The sequence below is a fragment of the Bradyrhizobium sp. MI1.10 genome (genome assembly GCF_055811035.1).
Window position 1 is genome coordinate 119,196 of record NZ_JBVVPN010000002.1, and the last position, 23,162, is coordinate 142,357.

At 63.4% G+C, this 23,162-nt stretch carries 22 protein-coding genes, 1 tRNA gene and 1 pseudogene; 17 read left to right on the top strand and 7 right to left on the bottom strand.

What is annotated here, in order from left to right; genetic code table 11:
• Positions 1–176: 176 nt before the first annotated feature.
• The 3 genes from AC0L3K_RS02675 to AC0L3K_RS02685 form a co-directional block, all read right to left on the bottom strand.
• Positions 177–1,457 carry an O-acetylhomoserine aminocarboxypropyltransferase gene (locus AC0L3K_RS02675; RefSeq protein WP_473365464.1) on the bottom strand — a complete coding sequence of 427 codons (1,281 nt, stop codon included), beginning with the start codon at positions 1,455–1,457 and terminating at the stop codon, positions 177–179.
• Positions 1,458–1,595: 138 nt separating this feature from the next.
• A complete protein-coding gene (locus AC0L3K_RS02680; protein ID WP_219682238.1) occupies positions 1,596–2,180 on the bottom strand; it encodes a CoA-binding protein in 585 nt (194 codons plus the stop codon).
• Positions 2,181–2,302: 122 nt separating this feature from the next.
• Positions 2,303–3,127 (bottom strand): enoyl-CoA hydratase, encoded by an 825-nt coding sequence (locus tag AC0L3K_RS02685; protein ID WP_473365465.1) that lies wholly within the window; start codon positions 3,125–3,127, stop codon positions 2,303–2,305.
• Positions 3,128–3,213: 86 nt separating this feature from the next.
• On the opposite strand from AC0L3K_RS02685, the gene AC0L3K_RS02690 reads away from it, so the two are divergent.
• The 6 genes from AC0L3K_RS02690 to AC0L3K_RS02715 all read left to right on the top strand — a co-directional run bounded on the left by AC0L3K_RS02690 (position 3,214) and on the right by AC0L3K_RS02715 (position 6,898).
• Positions 3,214–3,642, top strand: coding sequence for a PaaI family thioesterase (locus AC0L3K_RS02690; RefSeq protein ID WP_007603483.1), 429 nt, complete (start codon positions 3,214–3,216; stop codon positions 3,640–3,642).
• Between the two features lie 157 nt (positions 3,643–3,799).
• A complete protein-coding gene (gene rplM, locus AC0L3K_RS02695; RefSeq protein ID WP_007603484.1) occupies positions 3,800–4,264 on the top strand; it encodes a 50S ribosomal protein L13 in 465 nt (154 codons plus the stop codon).
• Position 4,265: 1 nt separating this feature from the next.
• The gene (rpsI, locus tag AC0L3K_RS02700) at positions 4,266–4,745 is read left to right on the top strand and encodes a 30S ribosomal protein S9 (RefSeq protein WP_007603485.1); all 480 of its coding nucleotides are present in this window, start codon (positions 4,266–4,268) and stop codon (positions 4,743–4,745) included.
• A gap of 229 nt (positions 4,746–4,974) precedes the next feature.
• The gene (locus AC0L3K_RS02705) at positions 4,975–6,207 is read left to right on the top strand and encodes a GGDEF domain-containing protein (RefSeq protein WP_473365466.1); all 1,233 of its coding nucleotides are present in this window, start codon (positions 4,975–4,977) and stop codon (positions 6,205–6,207) included.
• A gap of 57 nt (positions 6,208–6,264) precedes the next feature.
• Positions 6,265–6,501: a hypothetical protein gene (locus tag AC0L3K_RS02710; RefSeq protein ID WP_007603487.1), complete on the top strand. Its 237-nt coding sequence runs from the start codon at positions 6,265–6,267 to the stop codon at positions 6,499–6,501.
• 100 nt (positions 6,502–6,601) lie between these two features.
• Complete coding sequence (locus AC0L3K_RS02715; protein ID WP_007603488.1) at positions 6,602–6,898, top strand: antibiotic biosynthesis monooxygenase family protein; 297 nt, start codon at positions 6,602–6,604, stop codon at positions 6,896–6,898.
• A gap of 6 nt (positions 6,899–6,904) precedes the next feature.
• Here AC0L3K_RS02715 and AC0L3K_RS02720 read toward each other — a convergent pair whose 3' ends face one another.
• A complete protein-coding gene (locus tag AC0L3K_RS02720; RefSeq protein ID WP_007603489.1) occupies positions 6,905–8,038 on the bottom strand; it encodes an AI-2E family transporter in 1,134 nt (377 codons plus the stop codon).
• Between the two features lie 255 nt (positions 8,039–8,293).
• Here AC0L3K_RS02720 and AC0L3K_RS02725 point away from each other — a divergent pair, with 255 nt between their 5' ends.
• Complete coding sequence (locus tag AC0L3K_RS02725; RefSeq protein ID WP_219682233.1) at positions 8,294–9,067, top strand: gamma-glutamyl-gamma-aminobutyrate hydrolase family protein; 774 nt, start codon at positions 8,294–8,296, stop codon at positions 9,065–9,067.
• Between the two features lie 263 nt (positions 9,068–9,330).
• Here the strand turns inward: AC0L3K_RS02725 and glnA are convergent, their stop codons facing one another.
• Positions 9,331–10,740 carry a type I glutamate--ammonia ligase gene (gene glnA / locus AC0L3K_RS02730; protein ID WP_007603494.1) on the bottom strand — a complete coding sequence of 470 codons (1,410 nt, stop codon included), beginning with the start codon at positions 10,738–10,740 and terminating at the stop codon, positions 9,331–9,333.
• Between the two features lie 149 nt (positions 10,741–10,889).
• Complete coding sequence (locus tag AC0L3K_RS02735) at positions 10,890–11,228, bottom strand: P-II family nitrogen regulator (protein WP_007603495.1); 339 nt, start codon at positions 11,226–11,228, stop codon at positions 10,890–10,892.
• 382 nt (positions 11,229–11,610) lie between these two features.
• On the opposite strand from AC0L3K_RS02735, the gene AC0L3K_RS02740 reads away from it, so the two are divergent.
• The 4 genes and pseudogenes from AC0L3K_RS02740 to AC0L3K_RS02755 all read left to right on the top strand — a co-directional run bounded on the left by AC0L3K_RS02740 (position 11,611) and on the right by AC0L3K_RS02755 (position 14,165).
• On the top strand, positions 11,611–13,110 hold the full coding sequence (locus AC0L3K_RS02740; RefSeq protein WP_219682232.1) for an NAD(P)H-hydrate dehydratase: 1,500 nt from the start codon (positions 11,611–11,613) through the stop codon (positions 13,108–13,110).
• Positions 13,110–13,559, top strand: a complete 450-nt coding sequence (locus tag AC0L3K_RS02745) for a GNAT family N-acetyltransferase (protein WP_219682231.1) — start codon at positions 13,110–13,112, stop codon at positions 13,557–13,559. The genes AC0L3K_RS02740 and AC0L3K_RS02745 overlap by 1 nt, the downstream gene beginning before the upstream one ends.
• A gap of 32 nt (positions 13,560–13,591) precedes the next feature.
• A pseudogene (locus AC0L3K_RS02750) lies at positions 13,592–13,876 on the top strand (type II toxin-antitoxin system RelE/ParE family toxin); the annotation flags it as partial.
• Position 13,877: 1 nt separating this feature from the next.
• Positions 13,878–14,165, top strand: a complete 288-nt coding sequence (locus AC0L3K_RS02755) for an addiction module antidote protein (RefSeq protein ID WP_007603498.1) — start codon at positions 13,878–13,880, stop codon at positions 14,163–14,165.
• Positions 14,166–14,175: 10 nt separating this feature from the next.
• Here AC0L3K_RS02755 and AC0L3K_RS02760 read toward each other — a convergent pair whose 3' ends face one another.
• Complete coding sequence (locus AC0L3K_RS02760) at positions 14,176–15,492, bottom strand: multicopper oxidase family protein (RefSeq protein WP_219682230.1); 1,317 nt, start codon at positions 15,490–15,492, stop codon at positions 14,176–14,178.
• A gap of 152 nt (positions 15,493–15,644) precedes the next feature.
• Between AC0L3K_RS02760 and AC0L3K_RS02765 the strand changes: the two genes are divergently transcribed.
• The 6 genes from AC0L3K_RS02765 to AC0L3K_RS02790 all read left to right on the top strand — a co-directional run bounded on the left by AC0L3K_RS02765 (position 15,645) and on the right by AC0L3K_RS02790 (position 23,156).
• A tRNA-Leu gene (locus AC0L3K_RS02765) sits at positions 15,645–15,729 on the top strand.
• 173 nt (positions 15,730–15,902) lie between these two features.
• A complete protein-coding gene (tig, locus tag AC0L3K_RS02770; RefSeq protein ID WP_219682229.1) occupies positions 15,903–17,264 on the top strand; it encodes a trigger factor in 1,362 nt (453 codons plus the stop codon).
• A 318-nt stretch (positions 17,265–17,582) separates the two neighbouring features.
• Positions 17,583–18,218 carry an ATP-dependent Clp protease proteolytic subunit gene (locus AC0L3K_RS02775; protein WP_007603501.1) on the top strand — a complete coding sequence of 212 codons (636 nt, stop codon included), beginning with the start codon at positions 17,583–17,585 and terminating at the stop codon, positions 18,216–18,218.
• A 441-nt stretch (positions 18,219–18,659) separates the two neighbouring features.
• Positions 18,660–19,931, top strand: coding sequence for an ATP-dependent Clp protease ATP-binding subunit ClpX (gene clpX / locus AC0L3K_RS02780; protein ID WP_007603503.1), 1,272 nt, complete (start codon positions 18,660–18,662; stop codon positions 19,929–19,931).
• Positions 19,932–20,254: 323 nt separating this feature from the next.
• Entirely contained in the window at positions 20,255–22,678 is a 2,424-nt protein-coding gene (gene lon / locus AC0L3K_RS02785; RefSeq protein WP_007603504.1) for an endopeptidase La, read from the top strand.
• 73 nt (positions 22,679–22,751) lie between these two features.
• Positions 22,752–23,156, top strand: coding sequence for a GFA family protein (locus AC0L3K_RS02790; RefSeq protein ID WP_219682260.1), 405 nt, complete (start codon positions 22,752–22,754; stop codon positions 23,154–23,156).
• Positions 23,157–23,162: the final 6 nt, after the last annotated feature.

The window sequence follows — 23,162 nt, forward strand, 5'->3', positions numbered from 1 at the left end:
GCTCCGAATCAAAGGGGCGATCCAGTGACGATGTATGCGGCAGATATGGTTAATGACTGTTAACGGCGATCGTCATTCCGGGGCGGTGCGAAGCACCGAACTCGGAATCCAGAGCTTATGATGCGACGTCGAGATTCCGGGTTCGCGCTGTCGCGCGCCCCGGAATGACGGTGATGCTACGTACCCAGCGCCTGTTCCAAATCGGCGATCAAATCTTCCTTGTCCTCGATGCCGATCGAAAGCCGCACCACGTCGGGGCCGGCGCCGGACTTGATCTTGGCAGCGTCGTCGAGCTGGCTGTGCGTGGTCGAGGCCGGATGGATGACGAGCGAGCGGGTGTCACCGACATTGGCCAGATGCGAGAACAGCTGCAACTTCGACACCAGGCTGACGCCGGCATCGTAGCCGCCCTTCAGGCTGAAGGTGAACACGGCGCCGGCGCCCTTCGGTGCGTATTTGCGCGCGAGCTGGTTGTACTTGTCGCTTGCAAGCCCCGCATAGTTCACCGCGGCCACCGCCGGATGGCCGGCGAGGAATTCGGCGACCGCTTTGGCATTGTCGCAGTGCTTCTGCATGCGCAGCGGCAATGTCTCGATGCCGGTGAGAATCATGAAGGCGTTGAACGGCGACAGCGCGGGTCCGAGGTCGCGCAGGCCGAGTACGCGGCAGGCGATCGCGAAGGCGAAATTGCCAAACGTCTCCTGCAGCCGGATGCCGTGATATTCGGGCCGCGGCTCGGAGAGCATCGGATATTTGCCGCCGGTCGACCAGTCGAAGGTGCCGGCATCGACGATGATGCCGCCGATCGAATTGCCGTGGCCGCCGAGAAACTTCGTCAGCGAGTGCACGACGATGTCGGCACCATGATCGATGGGACGGATCAGATAGGGCGAGGCCAGCGTGTTGTCGACGATCAGCGGGACGCCTGCCTTGCGCGCCACCGTCGAGATCGCCTCGATGTCGGTGATGCTGCCGGCGGGATTGGCGATGGACTCGATGAAGATTGCTTTCGTGCGCGGCGTGACCGCGCGCTCGAAGCTCGCGATGTCGTCGGGATCGGCCCACACCACGTTCCAGCCGAAGCTCTTGAACGCGTGCGTGAACTGGTTGATCGAGCCGCCATAGAGCTTTCGCGCGGCGATGAACTCGTCGCCGGGCTGGAGCAATTGCTGCAGCACCACGACCTGCGCGGCATGGCCCGAGGCCACCGCAAGCGCGGCAGTGCCGCCTTCGAGGGCCGCGACGCGCTCTTCCAGCACCGCATTGGTGGGATTGCCGATGCGGGTATAGATGTTGCCGAACGCCTGCAGGCCGAACAGCGAGGCGGCATGGTAGGCGTCGTTGAAGACGAATGACGTCGTTTGATAGATCGGAGTCGCGCGCGCACCGGTGGTGGGATCGGGCTGTGCACCGGCATGCACGGCGAGGGTCGAAAATCCCGGAAGGCGATCGCTCATTGAGGGCGTCCTGTTCTCGTGGTCTGAAATCGCGCGGCATGCTGATTGGCGCCGCGGCTGCCGTCAAGGCGGGGCTTCACATCGGAACGATCGTGCTACGCATTGTCGCGTTCGCGAAATGAAACCTTCGCAACTGCGTCAGCTTTGCTCAGTCTTGTTTTTGGCGGCGCGGTCCGAGGCCGCGGTTTCGCCGCCGCCAACACTCATCCGATTGAGGGATAGCCGCATGCCCTGCGTCGGCGCCGGCGCGCGCTTGGAGCTCAGCGTGCGCGAATTGACGCCCATCCAGGAGATCTCCGAGGACAGGCGGCCATATTCGATCTTGGGGCAGCGGTTCATCACCACCTTGATACCAACCGATTCCGCCTTCAGCGCCGCCGCATCGTCGCGCGCCCCCAACTGCATCCAGATCACCATCGGCAGCGGATCAAGAGTGAGGGCTTCCTCGACCACCGGCATGATGTGACTGGAGTTGCGGAAAATGTCGATCATGTCGACGGGACGGTCAATGTCGGACAGCGAGGCGACGAAGGGTTTTCCGAGCAGCTCCTTTCCGACATGGCCGGGATTAACCGGAATCATGTCGTAGCCGCGCTGGGCCAGATATTTGAACGCGAAATAGCTCGGCCGCACGTTGGCCGGCGAGGCACCGACCATCGCGATCGATTTCACGTTGTTGAGGATGCCCCGGATGTAATTGTCGGGATAGGCGTCGTGGTTCATCTTCTTCTTTCTCTGACCTCATGGTGAGGAGCGCGGCACGCGCGTCTCGAACCATGAAGCCGCAGTCGGGCCTCTATCCTTCGAGACGCCGCGTTCCGCGGCTCCTCAGGATGAGGAGTTGACTATTCATCCCGCCATGTCGGCGTACGCTTCTCGATGAAGGCGCCGATGCCTTCCTCGGCGTCTCGCGCCATCATGTTCTCGGTCATCACCTCTGCCGCATAGCGATAGGCGTCTGCAAGGCTCATCTCGGCCTGGCGGTAGAACGCCTCCTTGCCGAGCTTGACGGTATAGGCGGATTTCAGCGCGACCTGTTCGGCGAGCGCAATGGCGGCGGCGCGCTCGGTGCCGGCGGCGACGACACGATTGACGAGGCCGATCTCGCGGGCGCGTACGGCCGGGATCGGCTCGCCCGTCAGCAACATCTCCATCGCCTGCTTGCGCGGCACGTTGCGCGACAGCGCCACCATCGGCGTCGAGCAGAACAGGCCGATGTCGACGCCGGGGGTAGCGAAGTGTGCTGCTTCCGAGGCGATCGCGAGATCGCAGCTTGCCACGAGCTGACAGCCCGCGGCGGTCGCGATGCCCTGGACGGATGCGACCACGGGCTTGGGCAGGTGCACGATCGCCTGCATCATCGCGCTGCAGGCGGTCATCATCTCGGCGAAGAAGGCACGGCCGCGATCCGGGTCGGCGCGGCGCGCGGTCAGCTCCTTCATGTCGTGGCCGGCGGAGAAGGCGGGACCGTTGGCCGCGATTACGACGCCGCGGATGGCCTTGTCGTCGCGGATCTCGTTGAGCGTGGCGTGCAGGCTTGCGATCATCGTCGCCGACAGGCTGTTGCGGGCGGCCGGGCGGTTGAGGGTCAGGACCGCGATGGGGCCCACGGTCTCGCGCAGCAGGATAGGTGGTTGCGGGGAAGGGGCGCGGGCGGCCTGGACGGACATCAAAGCGTTTCCCGTTGGATTATTGCGATTGGATGACGCAGATAACTTAATGTAACAGGGGACGTGAAGCGAGGGTGAGGGGTAGCATGGCGTTAGCGAAAATGAGCGTGGCGGAGCTCGAGCAGTTCCTCCGCAACGAGTTTCCCCAGGCCTTCAGCGGCGACGACATCACGATCGAGAGCGCGGACGGTCAGGCCTGCCTTTTGCGTCAGCGCTATAGCGAAAAGATGCTGCGGCCAGGCGGAACCGTGTCCGGCCCGACATTGATGGCGCTCGCCGACTTCGCGATGTACGTGGTGCTGTTGTCCGCGATCGGGCCGATCGGGCTCGCCGTGACCACCAATCTCAACATCAACTTCCTGCGCAAGGGGCAGCCCGGGCAGGACGTGCTGGCGGAGGCGCGGCTGCTCAAGCTCGGCAAGCGCCTCGCGGTCGGCGAGGTGAAGCTGTTGTCCGGGACCTCGCCCGATCCGATTGCGCATGTCACCTCAACCTATTCCATTCCAAACGTTTGAGCTTTTTGCAGGTATCGTAATACCTTAATTATAAGCAATTGATATTGCACATGTAAATTACAGCTTTGGGCATTGACCGCGGCGCCCCTGTTCTCTAGAAAACCGCCAGTCCGGTGCGGTGTTCGCGCCGATGCTCCCCGTCCACGGAAACTCTGACATGAAAACCTTTTCGGCAAAGCCGGCTGAGGTGACGAAGAAGTGGGTATTGATCGACGCCAAGGGTCTGGTCGTCGGCCGTCTCGCCACCATCGTCGCCATGCGCCTGCGCGGCAAGCACCTCCCGACCTACACCCCGCACGTTGATTGCGGCGACAACATCATCATCATCAATGCGCAGTATGCGGTTCTCACCGGCCGCAAGCGCGAGCAGAAGACCTATTACAAGCACACCGGTTACGTCGGCCACATCAAGGAGCGCACCGCGCGCCAGATCCTCGAGGGCAAGCATCCCGAGCGCGTGCTCGAGAAGGCCGTCGAGCGCATGATCCCGCGCGGTCCGCTCGGTCGGGTCCAGATGGGCAACCTCCGCGTCTATGGCGGCGCCGATCATCCGCACGAGGCCCAGACGCCCGAGAAGATCGACATCGCCAAGTTGAACCGCAAGAACACGAGGGCCGCATAACATGGCCGAATCCATTCAGTCGCTCGACCAGCTCTCGCAGCTCAAGACGGCAGCCGCGCCCGACGCGCCCAAGCACGAGAAGAAGGTCGACAAGTTCAACCGCGCCTACGCCACCGGCAAGCGCAAGGACGCGGTCGCCCGCGTCTGGATCAAGCCGGGCGCCGGCAAGGTCACGGTCAACGCGCGCGAGGTCGAGGTCTATTTCGCCCGTCCCGTGCTGCGCATGATGATCGAGCAGCCCTTCTCCGTGGCCGCGCGGTCCGGCCAGTATGACGTGATCTGCACCGTCGCCGGCGGCGGTCTGTCTGGCCAGGCCGGTGCCGTTCGTCACGGCATCTCCAAGGCGCTGACCTATTTCGAGCCGGAGCTGCGCACCGTGCTGAAGAAGGGCGGCTTCCTCACCCGCGACTCCCGCGTGGTCGAGCGCAAGAAGTACGGCAAGGCCAAGGCCCGCCGGTCCTTCCAGTTCTCGAAGCGTTAATCGCTTCGGTCGCATTCGCCGCGAAAGCGGCTTCAATGAGATGCAAAAGGGCGCTGATTTCAGCGCCCTTTTTGCTGTTCGTTTGTATGCAAATTGATGGCGTGTTTCCTGAAAACTTGGGCCCGCATGAAAACCTGAATGGAACCCGCGAGACATAGCGTCGCATTTGGAAGGGCGCGCAAATCGGCTGAGCCGATCGCGTAACTGCTATGTCTAAGAGGGGGCCGACATGATGTCGCTCGATAGCATCACGCTCTATTTGGTCGCGACCATGGTCGCCGCACTGCTCGGCGCCATGATGGTATTTTTCGGAAGGCAGGAGAACAGCCCTGCGCTGAAATGGTGGGGCACCGCGTATCTGCTCGGCGCCGCATCGGTCGCGCTCTGGACGGCGGCCGGCGACAGACTGGGGCCGCATCTTTACCTTGCGCTGAACGCGGTCGGCTTCGTCGCCTGCGGCATGGTGTGGAATGCGGCGCGCGTCTTCCACGGCCGCAAGCCGAACTGGCCGGGACTCCTGGTCGGCGCGCTCGCCTGGGCCGCTGCCGCCACACTGCTCGATCCCGCCGCGTCCATGCTGCGCATGATCGTCGGCGCCGGCATCGTCTCGGTCTATGCGGCGCTGACCGCGAGCGAGCTCTGGGTCGAGCGGCGCAAGAGCCTGCAACGGCGCTGGCCGGCCTTCGTGGTCCCGGTGATGCACGGCTGCGTCTTGATGCTGCCGATCGTGCTCGGCAGCTTCCTGCGCCCGAACGATGCGGGCTTCTCCACCAGCATCTGGGTCACCGTGTTCGCGGTCGAGCTCGTGCTTTATGCCGTCGGCACCGTGTTCGTGATCTTCATGCTGGTGTCCGAGCGCACCGTCACCGCGCACCGGACCGCCGCCTCCACCGATCCCCTGACCGGCATGCTCAACCGCCGCGGCTTCTCGGAAGCCTGCGGACGCGTGATCGAGCGCGAGGCCAAGGCCGGCCGTCCCGTGACCGTGATGATCTTCGACATCGATCATTTCAAGTCGATCAACGACCGCTTCGGCCATCCCGCCGGCGACGAGATGTTGAAACTGTTCTCGACCGTCCTCGTCAGCAATCTGCGCATCAGCGACATGTCGGGTCGCATCGGCGGCGAGGAGTTCGCGGCTCTGCTGCCATGCTCGCTGGAGGAGGGCGTGCTGGTCGCCGAGCGCGTGCGTGAGGCCTTCGAGACCTCCGGCGTCGTCGTCGACGAGGGCCCGGTCGACACCACCGTCAGCATCGGCGTCGCCGGCGGTCCGGCCGGCACCGAGCTCGAAGTGCTGCTGGCCTCGGCCGACACCGCGCTCTACCAGGCCAAGCGCGGCGGCCGAAACCGCGTCGAATCGGCGGAGGAGCTGCCACTGTCGCTGGAGAACTGGCGCCGCCAGAGCGCCGCTCGGATCGGCGTGCCCAACACGCAATCCAAGACACAACCGGCGACGGCCTAGGCAAAGGAGGCCTCGCGGTAATCCCCTGTTTACCATTCGATCCCTACCATTGCGGTCATGGAATCGATCCGTCGACAGAATCCGCAGACCGCCCTGATGTCGCTCGAAGCCGCGGCGACTTCGGCACGCGGCGGCTTCGCCTGCCTGTTTTCGACCGCGGACGAATACGAGAGCGCGCTGATCACCGAGCGCCGCGCCCAGGGGCGTTACACGCAAGGCCGCAATTACTGGCCGCTCGCGCTGTTCGCCGGTTGTGCGCTGACAGTGGCGGGCACCGTTCTGCTGCTTGCCTGAGTGATCTGCATTTCTGGACCGGGCAGGCGCCGTTTCGGCGCCTTTTTCTTTGTCGCGGGCTGCGGTAGACACGCCCATCAAACAAAATGGGTGGAAACAGATGATCACCGAGATCGCGCAAATCGACGTCAAGCCGGGCAGCGAGAAGGACTTTGAGGCCGCCGTCGCCAAGGCCAAGGCCGCTTTCGGCCGCTCCAAGGGTTTTCACGGTTTCGAGCTGCACAAGTCGATCGAGAAGCCGCAGCGCTATCGTCTGATGGTGAAGTGGGAGACGCTCGAGAGCCATACCGTCGATTTCCGCGGCTCCGAGAATTTCACCGAATGGCGCGGCCTCGTCGGCCAGTATTTTGCGGCACCCCCCGAGGTCGAGCACACCGAAACCGTGCTCACCACCTGAGGCGGCTCAGGCCGCCTCCGCCAGAGGCGGCGCTTCATACGTCTTGAAATGGTCGATCATCACCTTGGCGATGGCGACCAGCGGCAGCGCCAGCGCCAGGCCCCAGATTCCGAACACGACGCCGAGCAGGATCTGGAACGCGAACAGCGTGGCCGGCGGAATGTCCAGTGCCTGCCGCTGAAGGATCGGCGTCAGCACATAGCTCTCCATGGCGTGCACGCCCATGAAGAGGAGAAAGGCCGACAGCGCCGGAATCCATCCTGAGGCGAGGCTCGCCAGCACGACCACGACGCCGGCTATGATGGCGCCCACCGTCGGAATGAAGGCGAGCAGGCCTGCCTGAATCCCCAGGATGAACGAGCCGGGAATGCCGATGAGGACGAGCCCGATCCAGGTCACCACGCCGACCGCAAGCATCACGATGATCTGCGCGATCAGCCAGCGCTCCAGCGTCTCGCCGATACCGTCGATGATCAGGGTGATGCGGGCGCGATGCCTGGCCGGCGCGAGAAACAACAGGCCGTCATGATAGACCGCGGGCTGGGCGGCGAAGGCGAGCCCCAGGAAAAGCACGATGAAGATGTTGCCGACCGCGCTGATGGTGCCGAGCAGCAGCTTGAAGGTCTGGCTCACGATCGCGCCGCCGCTCGAGGCCAGCGCGCCTGCGCCCGGCAATCCGCCGTGCGAGCCCGAGTTCGGCGCGGGCGCCGGCGTCGCATCGGTGGAGGCGGCGGGCGCGGCGTTGCCGAGATCGAAGAAGCTGGTGTCGATCCCATGGTTTTCGAGGAAGGACCGGACGTTGGTGATCTGCGACTTGATTGTCTTGCTCAGCAGCGAGGCCTGCTCGGCAATGGTGGCGCCGCCGAGATAAGCAACGCCTGCGAGCATTACCGCCAGCGCGGCACAGACGATCGCGAGCCGGACCGCGTGGGGCAGGTGCACGCGGCGGCCAAGCGCGTTGGTCAGCGCGTTGAGGCCGACGCCCAGCAGCATGCCGGTGAAGATCAGGAGCAGGGTAGCTGCAAAATACCAGGTGAAGACCAGCATTGCCGCGAACAGCACGATTCCGATGCCCCCGACCGAGATCGCCCAGGCCAGATCGGTGCGGGTCCGGGGCCGTTCATCTGCGGGAATGGTCACATCGGCTCCTATGCGAAGGCGGCAGGCGGGTACTCTTTCGCGAAATCCCGCCTCGGATCAAGCCAGGCTCTGGCGCGATTGACGCGTCCTTGGCCCTGCGGGCCACGGACGCCGGCGAGAGAGGGGCCATGCCCGTCCTCCGCCCGGCCATTTGCGCGAAAATAGCATTGCCGTCCCGCGTACCCTTCTGTTGAATTTGTTCCATCCCAGGGGCATGTTTGGAGAATCGTCTTCGGCGAAAGGTCTGAACGGGAGATGAGAAAGCCGGTCGTCGGCGTGATCGGGAACGCCCATCGCGTTGAAAATCGATTTCAGGTCCAGATGGTCGGCGAGCGTAATCTGCGCGCCGTGGCCGAGGTGTCCGGCGGCCTGCCGGTGATGTTCGCGGGCTCGCCCGATATCACCGATATCGGCGCGCTGCTCGACACTGTCGACGGCATCGTGCTCACCGGTGCTCGCGCCAATGTCCACCCAACCCGTTTCAACGTCGATCCGTGTGAGGCGCACGAGCCCTACGACATCCACCGCGACGAGGTGGCGCTGGCGCTCTCGGTCGCATGCGTTGCCCGCGGCATCCCGCTGTTCGGCATCTGCCGGGGCCTCCAGGAGATGAACGTCGCCTTCGGCGGCTCGCTGCATCCCGAGATCCGCGAAATCCCGGGCCGCATGAACCACCGCATGCCGAGGCTCGAGAACGGCGAGATCCATCCCGATCCGACCGTGGTGTTCGCCGATCGTCACGACGTCGATCTGACGCCGGGCGGCGCGTTCGCAGACTTGCTCGGCTGTAACAAGATCAGGGTCAATTCGCTGCACGGCCAGGGCATCCTCGATCCCGGCAAGCGCGTGCTGATCGAGGGCATCGCCGAGGACGGCACCATCGAGGCAATCCGCATCGCGGAAGCCAAGGCCTTTGCACTCGGGGTGCAATGGCACGCCGAATACGACCCGCAGCACAATCCGATCAATCGAAAACTGTTCGAGGCTTTTGGCGAAGCCATGGTGGCGAAGCAGCGCGCGGCGGCGTAGCTGCGAGCGCGCCGAGGCCCATAACCATCGTCATCGTGAGCGCAGCGAAGCAAATCCAGTCGCTGTCGGGTGACGGCGTGAAGGCGGCCTCGATCTCTCGGGCGTAATAAACCAGTTATCAAGAAATGGTGCGCGCCGGTTTTCTCGATTCCGATTCGTTCTTTGAGAACGAAGTGGAGTCAGACACAGAACGAAAGTCGAGGACCACAATCAAAAAGGCGCCCCGAGGGGCGCCTTTCGTGTGTCGCGGTCGTTCGGGCCGTTTAGCCCGAATAGTACATTTCGAACTCGACCGGATGCGGGGTCATTTCGAAGCGGGCGACTTCGGTCATCTTCAGCTCGATGTAAGCGTCGATGAAGTCGTCGTCGAACACGCCGCCGTTCTTGAGGAAGCCGCGGTCCTTGTCGAGGTTTTCCAGCGCCTCGCGCAAGCTGCCGCACACGGTCGGGATCTGCTTCAGCTCTTCCTTCGGCAGATCGTAGAGGTCCTTGTCCATTGCCGGACCCGGATCGATCTTGTTCTTGATACCGTCGAGGCCGGCCATCAGCATCGCGGCGAAGCCGAGATAGGGATTGGCGAGCGGATCTGGGAAACGCACCTCGACGCGCTTGGCCTTCGGCGAAGCGGTGTAGGGGATGCGGCAGGAGGCCGAGCGGTTGCGCGCGGAATAGGCGAGCAGCACGGGAGCCTCGTAGCCCGGGACCAGACGCTTGTAGGAGTTGGTCGACGGGTTGGTGAAGGCGTTGATCGCCTTGGCGTGCTTGATGATGCCGCCGATGTAATGGAGGCAGGTCTCCGACAGGTCGGCGTATTTGTTGCCGGCGAACACCGGCTTGCCGTCCTTCCAGATCGACTGGTGCACGTGCATGCCCGAGCCGTTGTCGCCGAAGACCGGCTTCGGCATGAAGGTGGCGGTCTTGCCGTAGATGTGCGCGACCTGGTGGATGCAGTATTTGTAGATCTGCATGTGGTCGGCCATCAAGGTCAGCGTGTCGAACTTCATGCCGAGCTCGTGCTGGGCGGAGGCGACTTCGTGATGGTGCTTCTCGACCTTGACGCCCATCTTGGCCATGGCGCCGAGCATCTCCGAGCGCATGTCCTGCACGGAATCCTGCGGCGGCACCGGGAAGTAGCCGCCCTTGGTACGGACGCGGTGGCCGAGGTTGCCGCCTTCATATTCGGTGTCAGAGTTGGTCGGCAGCTCCGAGGAGTCGAGACGGAAGCCGGTGCTGTAGGGGTTGGCGGAGAAGCGCACGTCGTCGAACACGAAGAACTCGGCTTCGGGGCCGACGAACACGGTGTCGCCGACGCCCATCGACTTCACCATCGCCTCGGCCTTCTTGGCGATGCCGCGGGGGTCTCGGTTGTAGGGCTCGCCGGTGGTCGGCTCAAGCACGTCGCAGGTGATGACCATGGTGGTCTCGGCGAAGAACGGATCGATCGTCGCGGTCACCGGATCGGGCATCAGGCACATGTCGGACTCGTTGATCGCCTTCCAGCCGGCGATCGAGGAGCCGTCGAACATCGTTCCTTCGGCGAAAATGTCTTCATCGATCATGCTGATGTCGAAGGTGACGTGCTGCCACTTGCCGCGCGGATCGGTGAAGCGCAGGTCGACGTATTTGACGTCGTTGTCCTTGATCGATTTCAGGACGTCTTTGGCGGTCTTCATGCATACCCCTTTTGGCTCTGCGGGTCGGTTTCCAAGCTTCAAGCGACCGTGTTCACGCTTCTTGAGGCGCGCGAGGCACAAACAAAATGAGGCCGCCGAAGCAGCCTATTTCTTGTCAGAATGTCGCAAAATGCGGGATAGCACCCGGCTCAGATAGCGTCCAGCCCGGATTCGCCGGTTCGGATGCGGATCGCCTCTTCGATGTTGGAGACGAAAATCTTGCCATCGCCGATGCGCCCGGTTTGCGCTGCGCGGCGGATTGCGTCGATGGCGCGCTCGACCAGATCGTCGCCGATCACGATCTCGATCTTCACCTTGGGCAGGAAGTCGACGATGTATTCTGCGCCGCGGTACAGCTCGGCGTGACCCTTCTGCCGGCCGAAGCCCTTGGCTTCGGTGACGGTGATGCCCTGAAGGCCGACTTCCTGAAGCGCTTCCTTCACCTCGTCGAGCTTGAATGGCTTGATGATGGCTTCGATCTTCTTCACTGCGCGCCTCCCGGCCTTTCGAACAAATAGCAACGTCTTCGTCAGGATGCGCTTTTCTTAACGCACGATCCTGTCTTCGCTATGCCGGGATCCCTGACCAGTCCGGCAACAACGGCCGGCCACACCCTGATAAATGCCAGTGAGCACGACGAACCGAAGCGACTTCCGCGAAAGCAGGGTCTATGCCAAGTTGCAAATGCCCTGATTATTGGAGCGTTATCAGCCTTTTAACGTGCAGCTCTGATAGGTGGCGCCGACCCGCACAAAATACCGCAGACTATGGAATAGGCAAACGGGTCCAATATTTGTGCAGATCGTTGTTCCGTCGGATCGCCCGACGCAGAACGTGCCTCTTGAAAAGGCTTTTGGACAGGGAAGTGGCATGGAAGTTCTGACCAACGCCGAAATGCAGCGTGCCGACCAGCTCAGCATTGCGGCAGGCACCCCCGGCTTCAAGCTGATGCTCAGTGCTGGCCAGGCGGTCGCCGAGGCCGCCAACGCGCTGGTGGAGGAGGGGCCGATCCTGATCGTGGCCGGCCCCGGCAACAACGGTGGGGACGGTTTTGTCGCAGCCGCCGAGCTCGCCGCGCAAGGCCGCGAGGTCTCGGTCATCCTGATGTGCGAGCGGGACCAGCTCCAGGGCGATGCGGCCTCGGCGGCACGGGGCTGGAAACACCCGGTGCTCCCGTTCAACCCGCAGGCGATCGGGCGACCGGCGCTGATCATCGATGCGCTGTTCGGCGCGGGCCTCAGCCGTCCGGTCGACGGCGAGGCACGTGAGATGATCGAGGCGATCAACGCCAACGGTGCGCCGGTGCTCGCGGTCGATCTGCCAAGCGGCATCAACGGCACCAGCGCGGCCGTGCTGGGCGTGGCGGTGAACGCCACCGAGACCGTCACCTTCTTCCGCAAGAAGCCGGCGCATCTGCTGCTGCCGGGGCGCATGCATTGCGGCCAGGTCCGCGTCGCCGACATCGGCATCGAGGCGCAGGTGCTGGACGAGATCGCGCCGCAGATTTTCGAGAACGATCCGGACTTCTGGGGCGCAGCCTTTCCGGTGCCGCGCATCGACGGCCATAAATACGCGCGAGGCCATGTGCTGGCGGTGTCGGGCGATGCGGCGGCGACCGGTGCGGCGCGGCTCGCCGCGCGCGGGGCGTTGCGCGCCGGGGCGGGCCTGGTGACTCTGGCCACGCCGCGTGATGCGCTGGCGATCAATGCGGCTGCGCTCACCGCGGTGATGGTTCGCCCCGTCGATACCGCCATCGAGTTCGGCGAGCTGCTCGGTGACAAGCGCTACAACACCTGCATGATCGGCCCCGGCGCGGGGGTCGGCGAGCGCACCTGCGATCTCGTCCACACAGCGCTTAGCGCGCAGCGGCGCCTGGTGCTCGACGCGGATGCGCTGACGAGCTTTGCCGCCAATCCCGAGCGCCTGTTCGAATCGATCAAGACGTCGCAGGACAAGGCGGTAGTGCTGACGCCGCACGAGGGCGAGTTCCCGCGGCTGTTCTCCGACCTCAGCAATAAACATCCGGGGCGCTCGAAGATCGAGCGCGTGCGCGCCGCCGCCGAACGCTCCGGCGCGGTCGTGCTGCTGAAGGGCGCGGACACCACGATTGCCGCGCCCGACGGCCGCGCCACCATCGCCGCCAACGCGCCGCCCTGGCTCGCCACCGCGGGTGCCGGCGACGTGCTCGCCGGCATCATCGCAGGGCTGCTGGCGCAAGGCGTGCCGGCATTCGAAGCCGCCAGCATCGCTGTGTGGATGCATGGCGAAGCGGCGAGCGAGGCGGGACCGGGCCTGATAGCAGAGGATCTCACCGAGACGCTGCCGGCCGTGCACCGGCGGATCTATAATGCGCTGGGGATTGAATATTGATGCTCAGGCAGCTCGCGCTCACCGATATGGGCGCGGCGGCGCAGGTTCACCGGGCTGCATTCGACCATGCGATGCCCTGGCTCGCTGGGCTGCATACGCCGGACGAGGATCACTGGTTCTACCGCGAGCATGTGTTCGCGACGTGCCGCGTGTGGGGACGCTTCAACGGCGATGTACTGAGCGGGATCATCGCTTTCCGTGACGGCTGGATCGAGCAGCTTTACGTGCTTCCCGCTGTTCAAGGGCGGGGGACTGGCGCCGAACTTCTCGACGTCGCCAAGCATGCCAACGAACGGCTGGAGCTCTGGACCTTCCAGTGCAATGCGCGCGCAAGGCGCTTCTATGAAGCGCGCGGGTTTACGTTGATCGAGCAGACCAACGGGACCCGAAACGAGGAGAAAGAACCCGACGCTCGGTACCTCTGGATGCGTAGGCCACTTCATTTGTGAACAATTGTAGTCTAAAAACTACATGTGATTGAAAGCAGACTGAGACGTTTCGGAAGTGGCGATCACGTCTCAAGGATGAGCGTGCCAGAGCGCTGATTGCTTCGCGATTGGATCGGTTGGCTCATGGGCACGCAGGCGACGTCGAACCGGTGGGCGACCGTGTGAGCGAGCTGCGTATTCATCACGGGCCCGGATATCGCATCTATTTTCGGAAGCGGGGCAACGCGACCATCGTTTTGCTGTGCGGGGGCGACAAGAGCACGCAGGTGAAAGACATCAAGGCGGCGAAGCGCCTTGCCGAGATGTGGAGCGAATGAGATGGGCGAGAAGCTGACGACCTATGACCCGGCCGAAGACCTGCAGTCCGACGAGGCCATTGCCGTGTTCATGGAAGAGGCGTTCAAGACCGAGGATGCGGCCTATATCGCCCATGCACTTGGGGTCGTCGCCCGCGCCAAGGGGATGACGCAGATCGCCAAAGAGACTGGTCTTTCTCGCGAGCAGCTCTATCGCTCGTTCAGCACCAACGGCAATCCGACGCTGAAAACGACTATTGCGGTGATGAAGGCGCTCGGGATCGAACTCACAGCCAAGCCGCACGCCTAGTCGGAGCCCCTCACTCCACCCCGTACCAGCGCACCAGCCGCGGGGCGGCCCATTCGGTTACGACGGTTTCGATCAGCCATCGCCCGGGGGAGGCCGCAGCGAACGCGATGCGCTGAGTCTGGCCGGGTTCGATCGCGAGCGTGTCGAGCCAATAGGGCTTCCAACCGTCGTCGAGCTTGTCGAGCAGGCGGAAATGGTGGCCGTGCAGATGGACGACGATGGCGACGGGTGCGGGGTTCTTGAGCGCCAGCACGACGGTGCGGCCGGCCTTGGTGCGAAAAGCGGGGGCGGAGGACGTCGAGAAATTTGCGGGCAGTACCCACCCGGCGTCGGCTGCCCCGAGCGCGACATCGAACCGCAGGGCGCCTTTCAGATCGAGTCGCTCGGGCAGGTCATTCGGAGGGAGCGGCTGCGGCGGCAACAGCGGCGCGCGCCGCTCAAGCTTGCCGGAGACCGTCAGGCGGCCGACCTGGCGCGCCTCATTGCCGTCATGCAGCAGGAATGGGGCCGATGTGGCCGCATCCACGAAGGCGTCGGCGCGTGCGCCGGGAGCCAGCACCAGGGCGCCGTTGCGAGCCGGGAACGGCTCAGCCGGCTGTCCGTCCAAGGCCAGCACCTGGACCTCGTGACTTTCCAATTTGATCGCCAGAACAGAACGTTGCGAGCCGTTGATAAAGCGCAGCCGCAGCCGCTCATTCGCCGAAGCTGAGAGTTCGAATGAAGTCGTTCCGTTGATTGTATAGAGCGGGGACGTGTCCTTCGGGTCCCGGCCCGGGAGAAGCGCGGTCCCATCCGGCCGCAGCCGCCATTCCTCGATCAAGAGGACCACGTCGCGATCGGCGGCGACCGCGTTGGTCTCGGTGGCGATGATCGGAAGCGGGCGCGCGGGCTGCTTCAGGCTGTCCTCGAACAGGCGAAAGTCGGCCAGCAGGGTTCCTGCGTTTGGCACTGAAATAATTGATGTTTCCGTCGCGTCCGGGGCCGTCGGGGCGCGTCCTCGAAGCGGGTCGGCCGCGTCCGGGCCATTGAGGCCGTACCAGACTGGTGCAAGCGGTACGGGCAGGCCGTTGCGAAAGACCACCTCGCAGCGGTCGCCACGTTTGAGACGGACATCCCCGAGGTGGCTTACGGCGGCCAGCTCCCAGATCGGTGTAGCCGGCTGACCCGGCCTCAGAGCCAACGTCGCCGGCCTTGCCTGAAGGGCGAGTTGGGCGGTCATGGCCGGGACTGCGCCGCCCGCCATCAGCCCGGCCGCAGAGGCGCCCAGTCCCGCTCCAAGCCCGGCCAAAACCTCGCGCCTCGTCGGGTCGAAAATCCGCGTTCTCATGGCCGATCCCGACCACGCCGTGCTGGATAAGTCCAGCCGTCGTGCCTAGTTGAAGCCTGCCTCTATCGGGCCATTTTTTTGCTGCGAACAGGCGGGCACATGCTATAAGCCCGCCGCCCGCGGCATCGCGGCCGGTCTTGATGCAAATTTACGCGGGCGTGGCGGAACTGGTAGACGCGCTGGATTTAGGTTCCAGTGACGAAAGTTGTGGGGGTTCGAGTCCCTCCGCCCGCACCAAGCGCTTTCAGCGTTTGCACGGATTACGCGATCTGCTCCCGCGCGGATGTTTGTCCGCCGGAAGCCGGTCCGATGAACCACCGGCGTTGAGGCGCTCGCCTCGCGCCGGATCGATTAATGACAGCGTCCCGACGCATGCGCGCCGGGACCGAACGAGAAGAAGATTGGACACCATGCAGGTCACAGAAACCCTCTCGGAAGGTTTGAAGCGCGAGTTCAAGATCAGCGTTCCCGCGTCTGATCTCGACGCCAAGGCCGGTGCCAAGCTCGTCGACCTCAAGGACAAGGTTCGCATCAACGGCTTCCGTCCCGGCAAGGTGCCGGTCACGCACCTCAAGAAGGTCTATGGCCGCTCGGTGATGGCCGAGACCATCGACCAGACCATTCGTGACACCAACACGCAGCTGTTCTCCGAGCGCGGCTTCCGCCTTGCGACCGAACCCAAGATCACCATGCCGACCGAGCAGGCCGAGGTCGAGGAGCTGCTCAACGGCAAAACCGACCTGACCTATACGGTTGCGATCGAGGTGGTGCCGTCGATCGCGCTCGCCGACTTCAAGACCTTCGAGGTCGAGAAGCCCGTCGCCGAAGTCACCGACGCCGACGTCGACGAGGCGATCAAGCGCATCGCCGATTCGAACCGCGGCTATGCCGCGAAGGGCGAGGGCGCCAAGGCCGAGTCGGGCGATCGCGTCACCGTCGCCTTCAAGGGCACCATCAACGGCGAGCCCTTCGAGGGCGGCGCCGGCGAGGGCATCCAGGTGGTGATCGGATCCAACACCTTCATCCCCGGCTTCGAAGAGCAGCTCATCGGGATCGGCGCGGGCGAGACCCGCACGCTGAAGGTGGCGTTCCCCAAGAACTACATGAACGATAAGCTCGCCGGCCAGCCGGCCGAGTTCGAGACCACCGCGACGCTGATCGAGGCGCCGCAGGATCTCGCGATCGACGACGAGTTCGCCAAGACGCTCGGCCTCGAATCGCTGGACAAGCTGAAGGAAGCGGCGCGCGAGCGGCTGGTCGCCGAGTTCGCGACCGCGACGCGCCAGCGCGTCAAGCGCGCGCTGCTCGACCGCCTCGACGAGGCCCATCGCTTCGAGGCTCCGCCCTCGCTGGTCGACGAGGAGTTCAATCTGATGTGGAACTCGGTGAAGGCCGAGATGGACTCCGCCGGCAAGACCTTCGCCGACGAGGACACCACTGAAGACGCCGCCAAGGAAGAGTACCGTAAGATCGCCGACCGCCGCGTGCGGCTGGGGCTCGTGCTCTCCGAGATCGGCGAGAAGAACAAGATCTCCGTGACCGACGACGAGGTCGGCCGCGCCGTGATCGAGCGGGCGCGCTCGATGCCGGGCCGCGAGAAGGAGGTCTGGGACTATTACCGCAGCAACGCCCAAGCGTTGGCCCAGCTTCGTGCACCGATCTATGAGGACAAGGTCGTCGACTTCATCCTCGAGCTTGCCAAGGTGACTGAGAAGAAGGTCTCGCGCGACGATCTCTACAAGGACGACGAGGCGGAAAAGACCGCCGCCTGAGGGCTCCAGAAGAGCCTTTAGGAGAGCCTTTGGGATAGCCTTGCATTAAGGATGATCAGCGAAGAGGTCGAGCTAGCCAGGTGGCCGGCTGGGCCTCTTTGTACGAATCAGCTTCAACTGCCTCACGGATTAAGCCTTAATTCGCTCCGCACTTGTCAGGCGCGAATTGGGCTATATCTGTCGCTACGCCTTCTGCTTCTACCAAGTTCTTCTACCAAGTTCCTGCATCACGGGACGTCCATCGGCCTTCCGGCAGATCCAGCCCCGACTGGCAGCCGGGCCTGGCGATGTCCGCCTCTTCAAAACCCTAGGTGACTCATGCGCGATCCGGTTGAAACCTACATGAACCTCGTGCCCATGGTGGTCGAGCAGACCAACCGTGGCGAGCGCGCCTACGACATTTTCTCGCGCCTTCTGAAAGAGCGCATCATCTTCCTGACCGGGCCGGTCGAGGACGGCATGTCGACGCTGATCGTCGCGCAGCTGTTGTTCCTTGAGGCGGAAAATCCGAAGAAGGAAATCTCGATGTACATCAACTCGCCGGGCGGCGTGGTGACGTCGGGCCTCGCGATCTACGACACCATGCAGTTCATTCGTCCGCCGGTCTCGACGCTGTGCACGGGCCAGGCCGCCTCGATGGGCTCGCTGCTGCTCTGCGCCGGCGAGAAGGACATGCGCTTCTCGCTGCCGAACGCGCGCATCATGGTGCATCAACCTTCCGGCGGCTTCCAGGGCCAGGCCACCGACATCATGCTGCACGCACAGGAAATCCTGAACCTGAAGAAGCGGCTCAACGAGATCTACGTGAAGCACACCGGCCAGACCTACAAGGCGATCGAGGACGCGCTGGAACGCGACAAGTTCCTTACTGCGAGCGACGCCAAGGAGTTCGGTTTGGTCGACAGGGTCATCGACAAGCGCGCCGAGGAAACCGCGGCGCCGAAGACTCCGTAGCACTACGGTGCCGGCAATCCCTCTGGGATCGCCGGCACCGTCAGGGAGCGTTCACGTTAAGGACACGTGCGCGCGTCGCAAAACGCAGTTTTGCGCCCTGCGACAGGCAGAAAGTTCCGCTTTCGTGCTTGTTTTTCGTGGCAATCCAGCAACGCCGGGGTGATTTCGATCACTTCGCCCGTGCCAAGACCGGAAATCACGGTATTGTCACGGGTAGCCGGCGCTCCCCGATTAGCGAATTCTTGATAGTCGGGTGACAGCATGGTTCGCTACGACTGATCGGCTATGATCGCGGAGAATCGAGTGACCGTGATTCGCACGGCATGCAACGCGTAGGGTCTTTTTTGGTACGGAATTTGCTCTATTTGAAGGACTGTACCGGCTGTCGTGCCGGAATAGGGCGATCGAGCGGACGGGATCGAACCGCGGACGGAGACATGAATGAGTAAGGTCGGCACGAGCGACTCCAAGAACACGCTGTATTGCTCGTTCTGCGGCAAGAGCCAGCACGAAGTTCGCAAACTGATCGCGGGTCCCACGGTCTTCATTTGCGACGAGTGCGTCGAGCTCTGCATGGACATCATTCGCGAGGAGAACAAATCCTCGCTGGTGAAGTCGCGCGACGGGATTCCGACGCCGAAGGAAATCTGCAAGGTGCTGGACGATTACGTAATCGGACAGAACCATGCGAAGAAGGTCCTCTCGGTCGCGGTGCACAATCACTACAAGCGCCTCAACCACCAGACCAAGCACAACGACGTCGAGCTTGCGAAGTCGAACATCCTGCTGATCGGTCCGACCGGTTCGGGCAAGACGCTGCTCGCGCAGACGCTCGCCCGCATCCTGGACGTGCCGTTCACGATGGCGGATGCGACGACGCTGACCGAAGCCGGCTATGTCGGCGAGGACGTCGAGAACATCATCCTGAAGCTGCTCCAGGCCGCCGACTACAATGTCGAGCGTGCCCAGCGCGGCATCGTCTATATCGACGAAATCGACAAGATCAGCCGCAAGTCCGACAATCCCTCGATCACGCGGGACGTGTCGGGTGAGGGCGTGCAGCAGGCACTGCTCAAGATCATGGAAGGCACGGTGGCTTCGGTCCCGCCGCAGGGCGGCCGCAAGCATCCGCAGCAGGAGTTCCTGCAGGTGGACACCACCAATATCCTGTTCATCTGCGGTGGTGCGTTCTCGGGCCTCGAAAAGATCATCTCGGCACGCGGACGGTCGACCTCGATCGGTTTCGCCGCCCAGGTGCTCGCGCCGGAAGACCGCCGCACCGGCGAAATCTTCCGTCACGTCGAGCCGGAGGATCTCCTGAAGTATGGCCTGATCCCGGAATTCGTCGGCCGTCTGCCCGTCGTGGCGACGCTGGAGGATCTGGACGAGGCTTCGCTCAAGAAGATCCTGGTCGAGCCGAAGAACGCGCTGGTGAAGCAGTACCAGCGGCTGTTCGAGATGGAGAACATCGAGCTGACCTTCGCCGACGAGGCGCTTGGCGCGGTGGCCCGCAGGGCGATCGAGCGCAAGACCGGTGCGCGCGGGCTGCGTTCGATCCTCGAGGCGATCCTGCTCGAGACCATGTTCGACCTGCCGGGCCTCGAAGGTGTGGAAGAAGTCGTGATTTCCCGCGAAGTCGTGGAAGGAACGGCGCGCCCGCTCTACATCTACGCCGATCGGTCCGATCGCGCCGTCGAGAACGCCAGCGCCTGATTTCGGCGCTGGAACGCTCCAATCGTCTCATCAAGCAAGGGGCTGCGGAAAATATCTCCGCAGCCGGTGTTGTGTCGCTTGTTCGCGTGCGTAAGCGCCTGATGGCGCGCGTCTTTCAATGACTTGACACCCCCCGGGTCGATAGCCACCTAATGTCGGCGGCGAGCAAAAATTCTCTTCAAGATTCGCCTCAGTTCCGATCCGGCAGGCCGGTCCAACCTCAGAAGGACCGACCGGTTTTGCGGATCACCTCGGCACCTTGTGGCGGTTGCGCATGAGCATGGCGGGCTGCGTGCAAGGGGGCAAAGCAAAAGGAAAAGGCCATGACCAATCCAAAACCCAGGCCAACCATCGTTCATGGCGAAACGCACGCCTATCCCGTGCTGCCGCTGCGCGACATCGTCGTCTTCCCGCACATGATCGTTCCGCTCTTCGTCGGCCGCGAGAAGTCGATCCGCGCGCTCGAAGAGGTGATGAAGAACGACGCGCTGATCATGCTCGCGACCCAGAAGAACGCGTCCGACGATGATCCGGCACCCGATTCCATTTACGAGACCGGTACGCTTGCCAGCGTGCTTCAGCTCTTGAAGCTTCCCGACGGCACCGTGAAGGTGCTGGTCGAAGGGCTCGAGCGTGCGCGCGTGCAGAAGTACACCGATCGTGCCGACTATTACGAAGCGACCGCGATTGCGCTCGCCGACACCGACGCGAAGTCGGTCGAGGCCGAGGCCATGGCGCGCTCGGTCGTGTCCGACTTCGAGAGCTATGTGAAGCTCAACAAGAAGATCTCGGCCGAGGTCGTCGGCGTCGTGCAGGCGATCACCGATTTCGCCAAGCTCGCCGACACCGTCGCCTCGCATCTCGCTGTCAAGATCGCGGATCGCCAGGGCATCCTGGAGACGCTGTCGGTCACGCAGCGCCTCGAGAAGGTGCTGGGCCTGATGGAGAGCGAGATCTCGGTGCTCCAGGTCGAGAAGCGCATCCGCTCGCGCGTCAAGCGCCAGATGGAGAAGACCCAGCGCGAGTACTATCTCAACGAGCAGATGAAGGCGATCCAGAAGGAACTCGGCGACGACGACGGTCGCGACGAGCTCGCCGATCTCGAAGAGAAGATCTCCAAGACCAAGCTCTCCAAGGAAGCGCGCGAGAAGGCGCAGCATGAATTGAAGAAGCTGCGCCAGATGTCGCCGATGTCCGCGGAAGCGACCGTCGTGCGCAACTATCTGGATTGGCTGCTGTCGATCCCGTGGAACAAGAAGTCCAAGGTGAAGAAGGATCTGGAGGCCGCGCAGGCGGTTCTGGATGCGGATCACTACGGGTTGGAGAAGGTCAAGGACCGCATCGTCGAGTATCTGGCCGTGCAGTCGCGCGCCAACAAGCTCACGGGCCCGATTCTGTGCCTCGTCGGTCCTCCCGGCGTCGGCAAGACCTCGCTCGGCAAGTCGATCGCGAAGGCGACGGGGCGCGAATTCGTGCGCGTCTCGCTCGGCGGCGTGCGCGACGAGGCCGAGATCCGCGGTCACCGCCGCACCTATATCGGCTCGATGCCCGGCAAGATCATTCAGTCGATGCGGAAGGCGAAGTCGTCCAATCCGCTGTTCCTGCTGGACGAGATCGACAAGATGGGCGCCGATTTCCGCGGCGATCCGTCCTCGGCGCTGCTCGAGGTTCTCGACCCCGAGCAGAACGCGACCTTCAACGACCACTATCTCGAGGTCGACTACGATCTGTCCAACGTGATGTTCATCACCACCGCGAATACGCTCAATATTCCGGGGCCGCTGATGGACCGCATGGAGATCATCCGGATCGCGGGCTACACCGAGAACGAGAAGGTCGAGATCGCGCGCAAGCACCTGATCCCGAATGCGGTGTCCAAGCACGGCCTGGATTCCAAGGAGTTCTCGATCGACGACGACGCGCTGCTGCTTCTGATCCGCCGCTACACCCGCGAAGCGGGCGTGCGCAATTTGGAGCGTGAGCTCTCCACACTCGCCCGCAAGGCGGTGAAGGAGCTGATGATCTCCAAAAAGAAGTCGGTCAAGGTCACCGAGAAGACTCTGGAAGAGCTGCTCGGCGTGCCGAAGTACCGCTACGGCGAGATCGAGAGTGAGCCGCAGGTCGGTATCGTCACCGGCCTTGCCTGGACCGATGTCGGCGGCGAGCTGTTGACAATCGAAGGCGTCATGATGCCCGGCAAGGGCAAGATGACGGTTACGGGCAATCTGCGTGACGTGATGAAGGAATCGATCTCGGCGGCGGCGTCCTATGTCCGCTCGCGCGCGATCGTCTACGGCATCGAGCCGCCGCTGTTCGACCGGCGCGACATCCACGTGCACGTGCCGGAAGGCGCGACGCCGAAGGACGGTCCGTCGGCGGGCGTGGCGATGGCCACCGCGATCATCTCGGTCATGACCGGCATCCCGGTCCGCCATGATGTTGCGATGACCGGCGAGATCACGCTGCGCGGCCGCGTGCTGCCGATCGGCGGCCTGAAGGAGAAGCTGCTGGCTGCTGCCCGCGGCGGCATCAAGACGGTGCTGATCCCCGAGGACAACGCCAAGGATCTCACGGAGATTTCCGATGCGATCAAGGGCGGCATGGAGATCATCCCGGTCTCGCGCCTCGACGACGTCGTCGCCAAGGCGCTGGTCAAGAAGCCGGTGCCGATCGTCTGGGAAGAGGACACCAAGGTGACGGTGAAGCCGGACGGCGACGAAGCCGCCGGCGGCCTGACCGCTCACTGAGATCACAGCTCGAAAAGATGATAAAACGGCGCCTTCGGGCGCCGTTTTTGTTGTGGGGCAGCGGATGACGACAATGCACATCGACGGGCAATGCCATTGCGGCGCGATCACCTTTGAAGCGGAGATCGATCCCGAGACGGTGTCGGTCTGCCATTGCCGGGACTGCCAGACCCTTACGGGATCGCCGTTCCGGGTGACGGCGATCTGCACCAAGGCGGACGTCAAGCTGACCGCCGGCACGCCCAGAATCTACGGCAAGCGCGGCGATAATGGCCGGATGCGCTTCCAGCATTTCTGTGGCGACTGCGGTTCCCCGCTATTCACGAGCGGCGAGGGCGATCAGGAGGACGATTGGGGCATCCGCTGGGGCAGCATTCGCCAGCGCGACAAATTGCGGCCCGTCAGGCAGATCTGGTGCCAGTCGGCGGCGGTGTGGATCGACGCGGTGCCACTGCTGCCGGGACGGCCGGGAGATTGAGGGCCG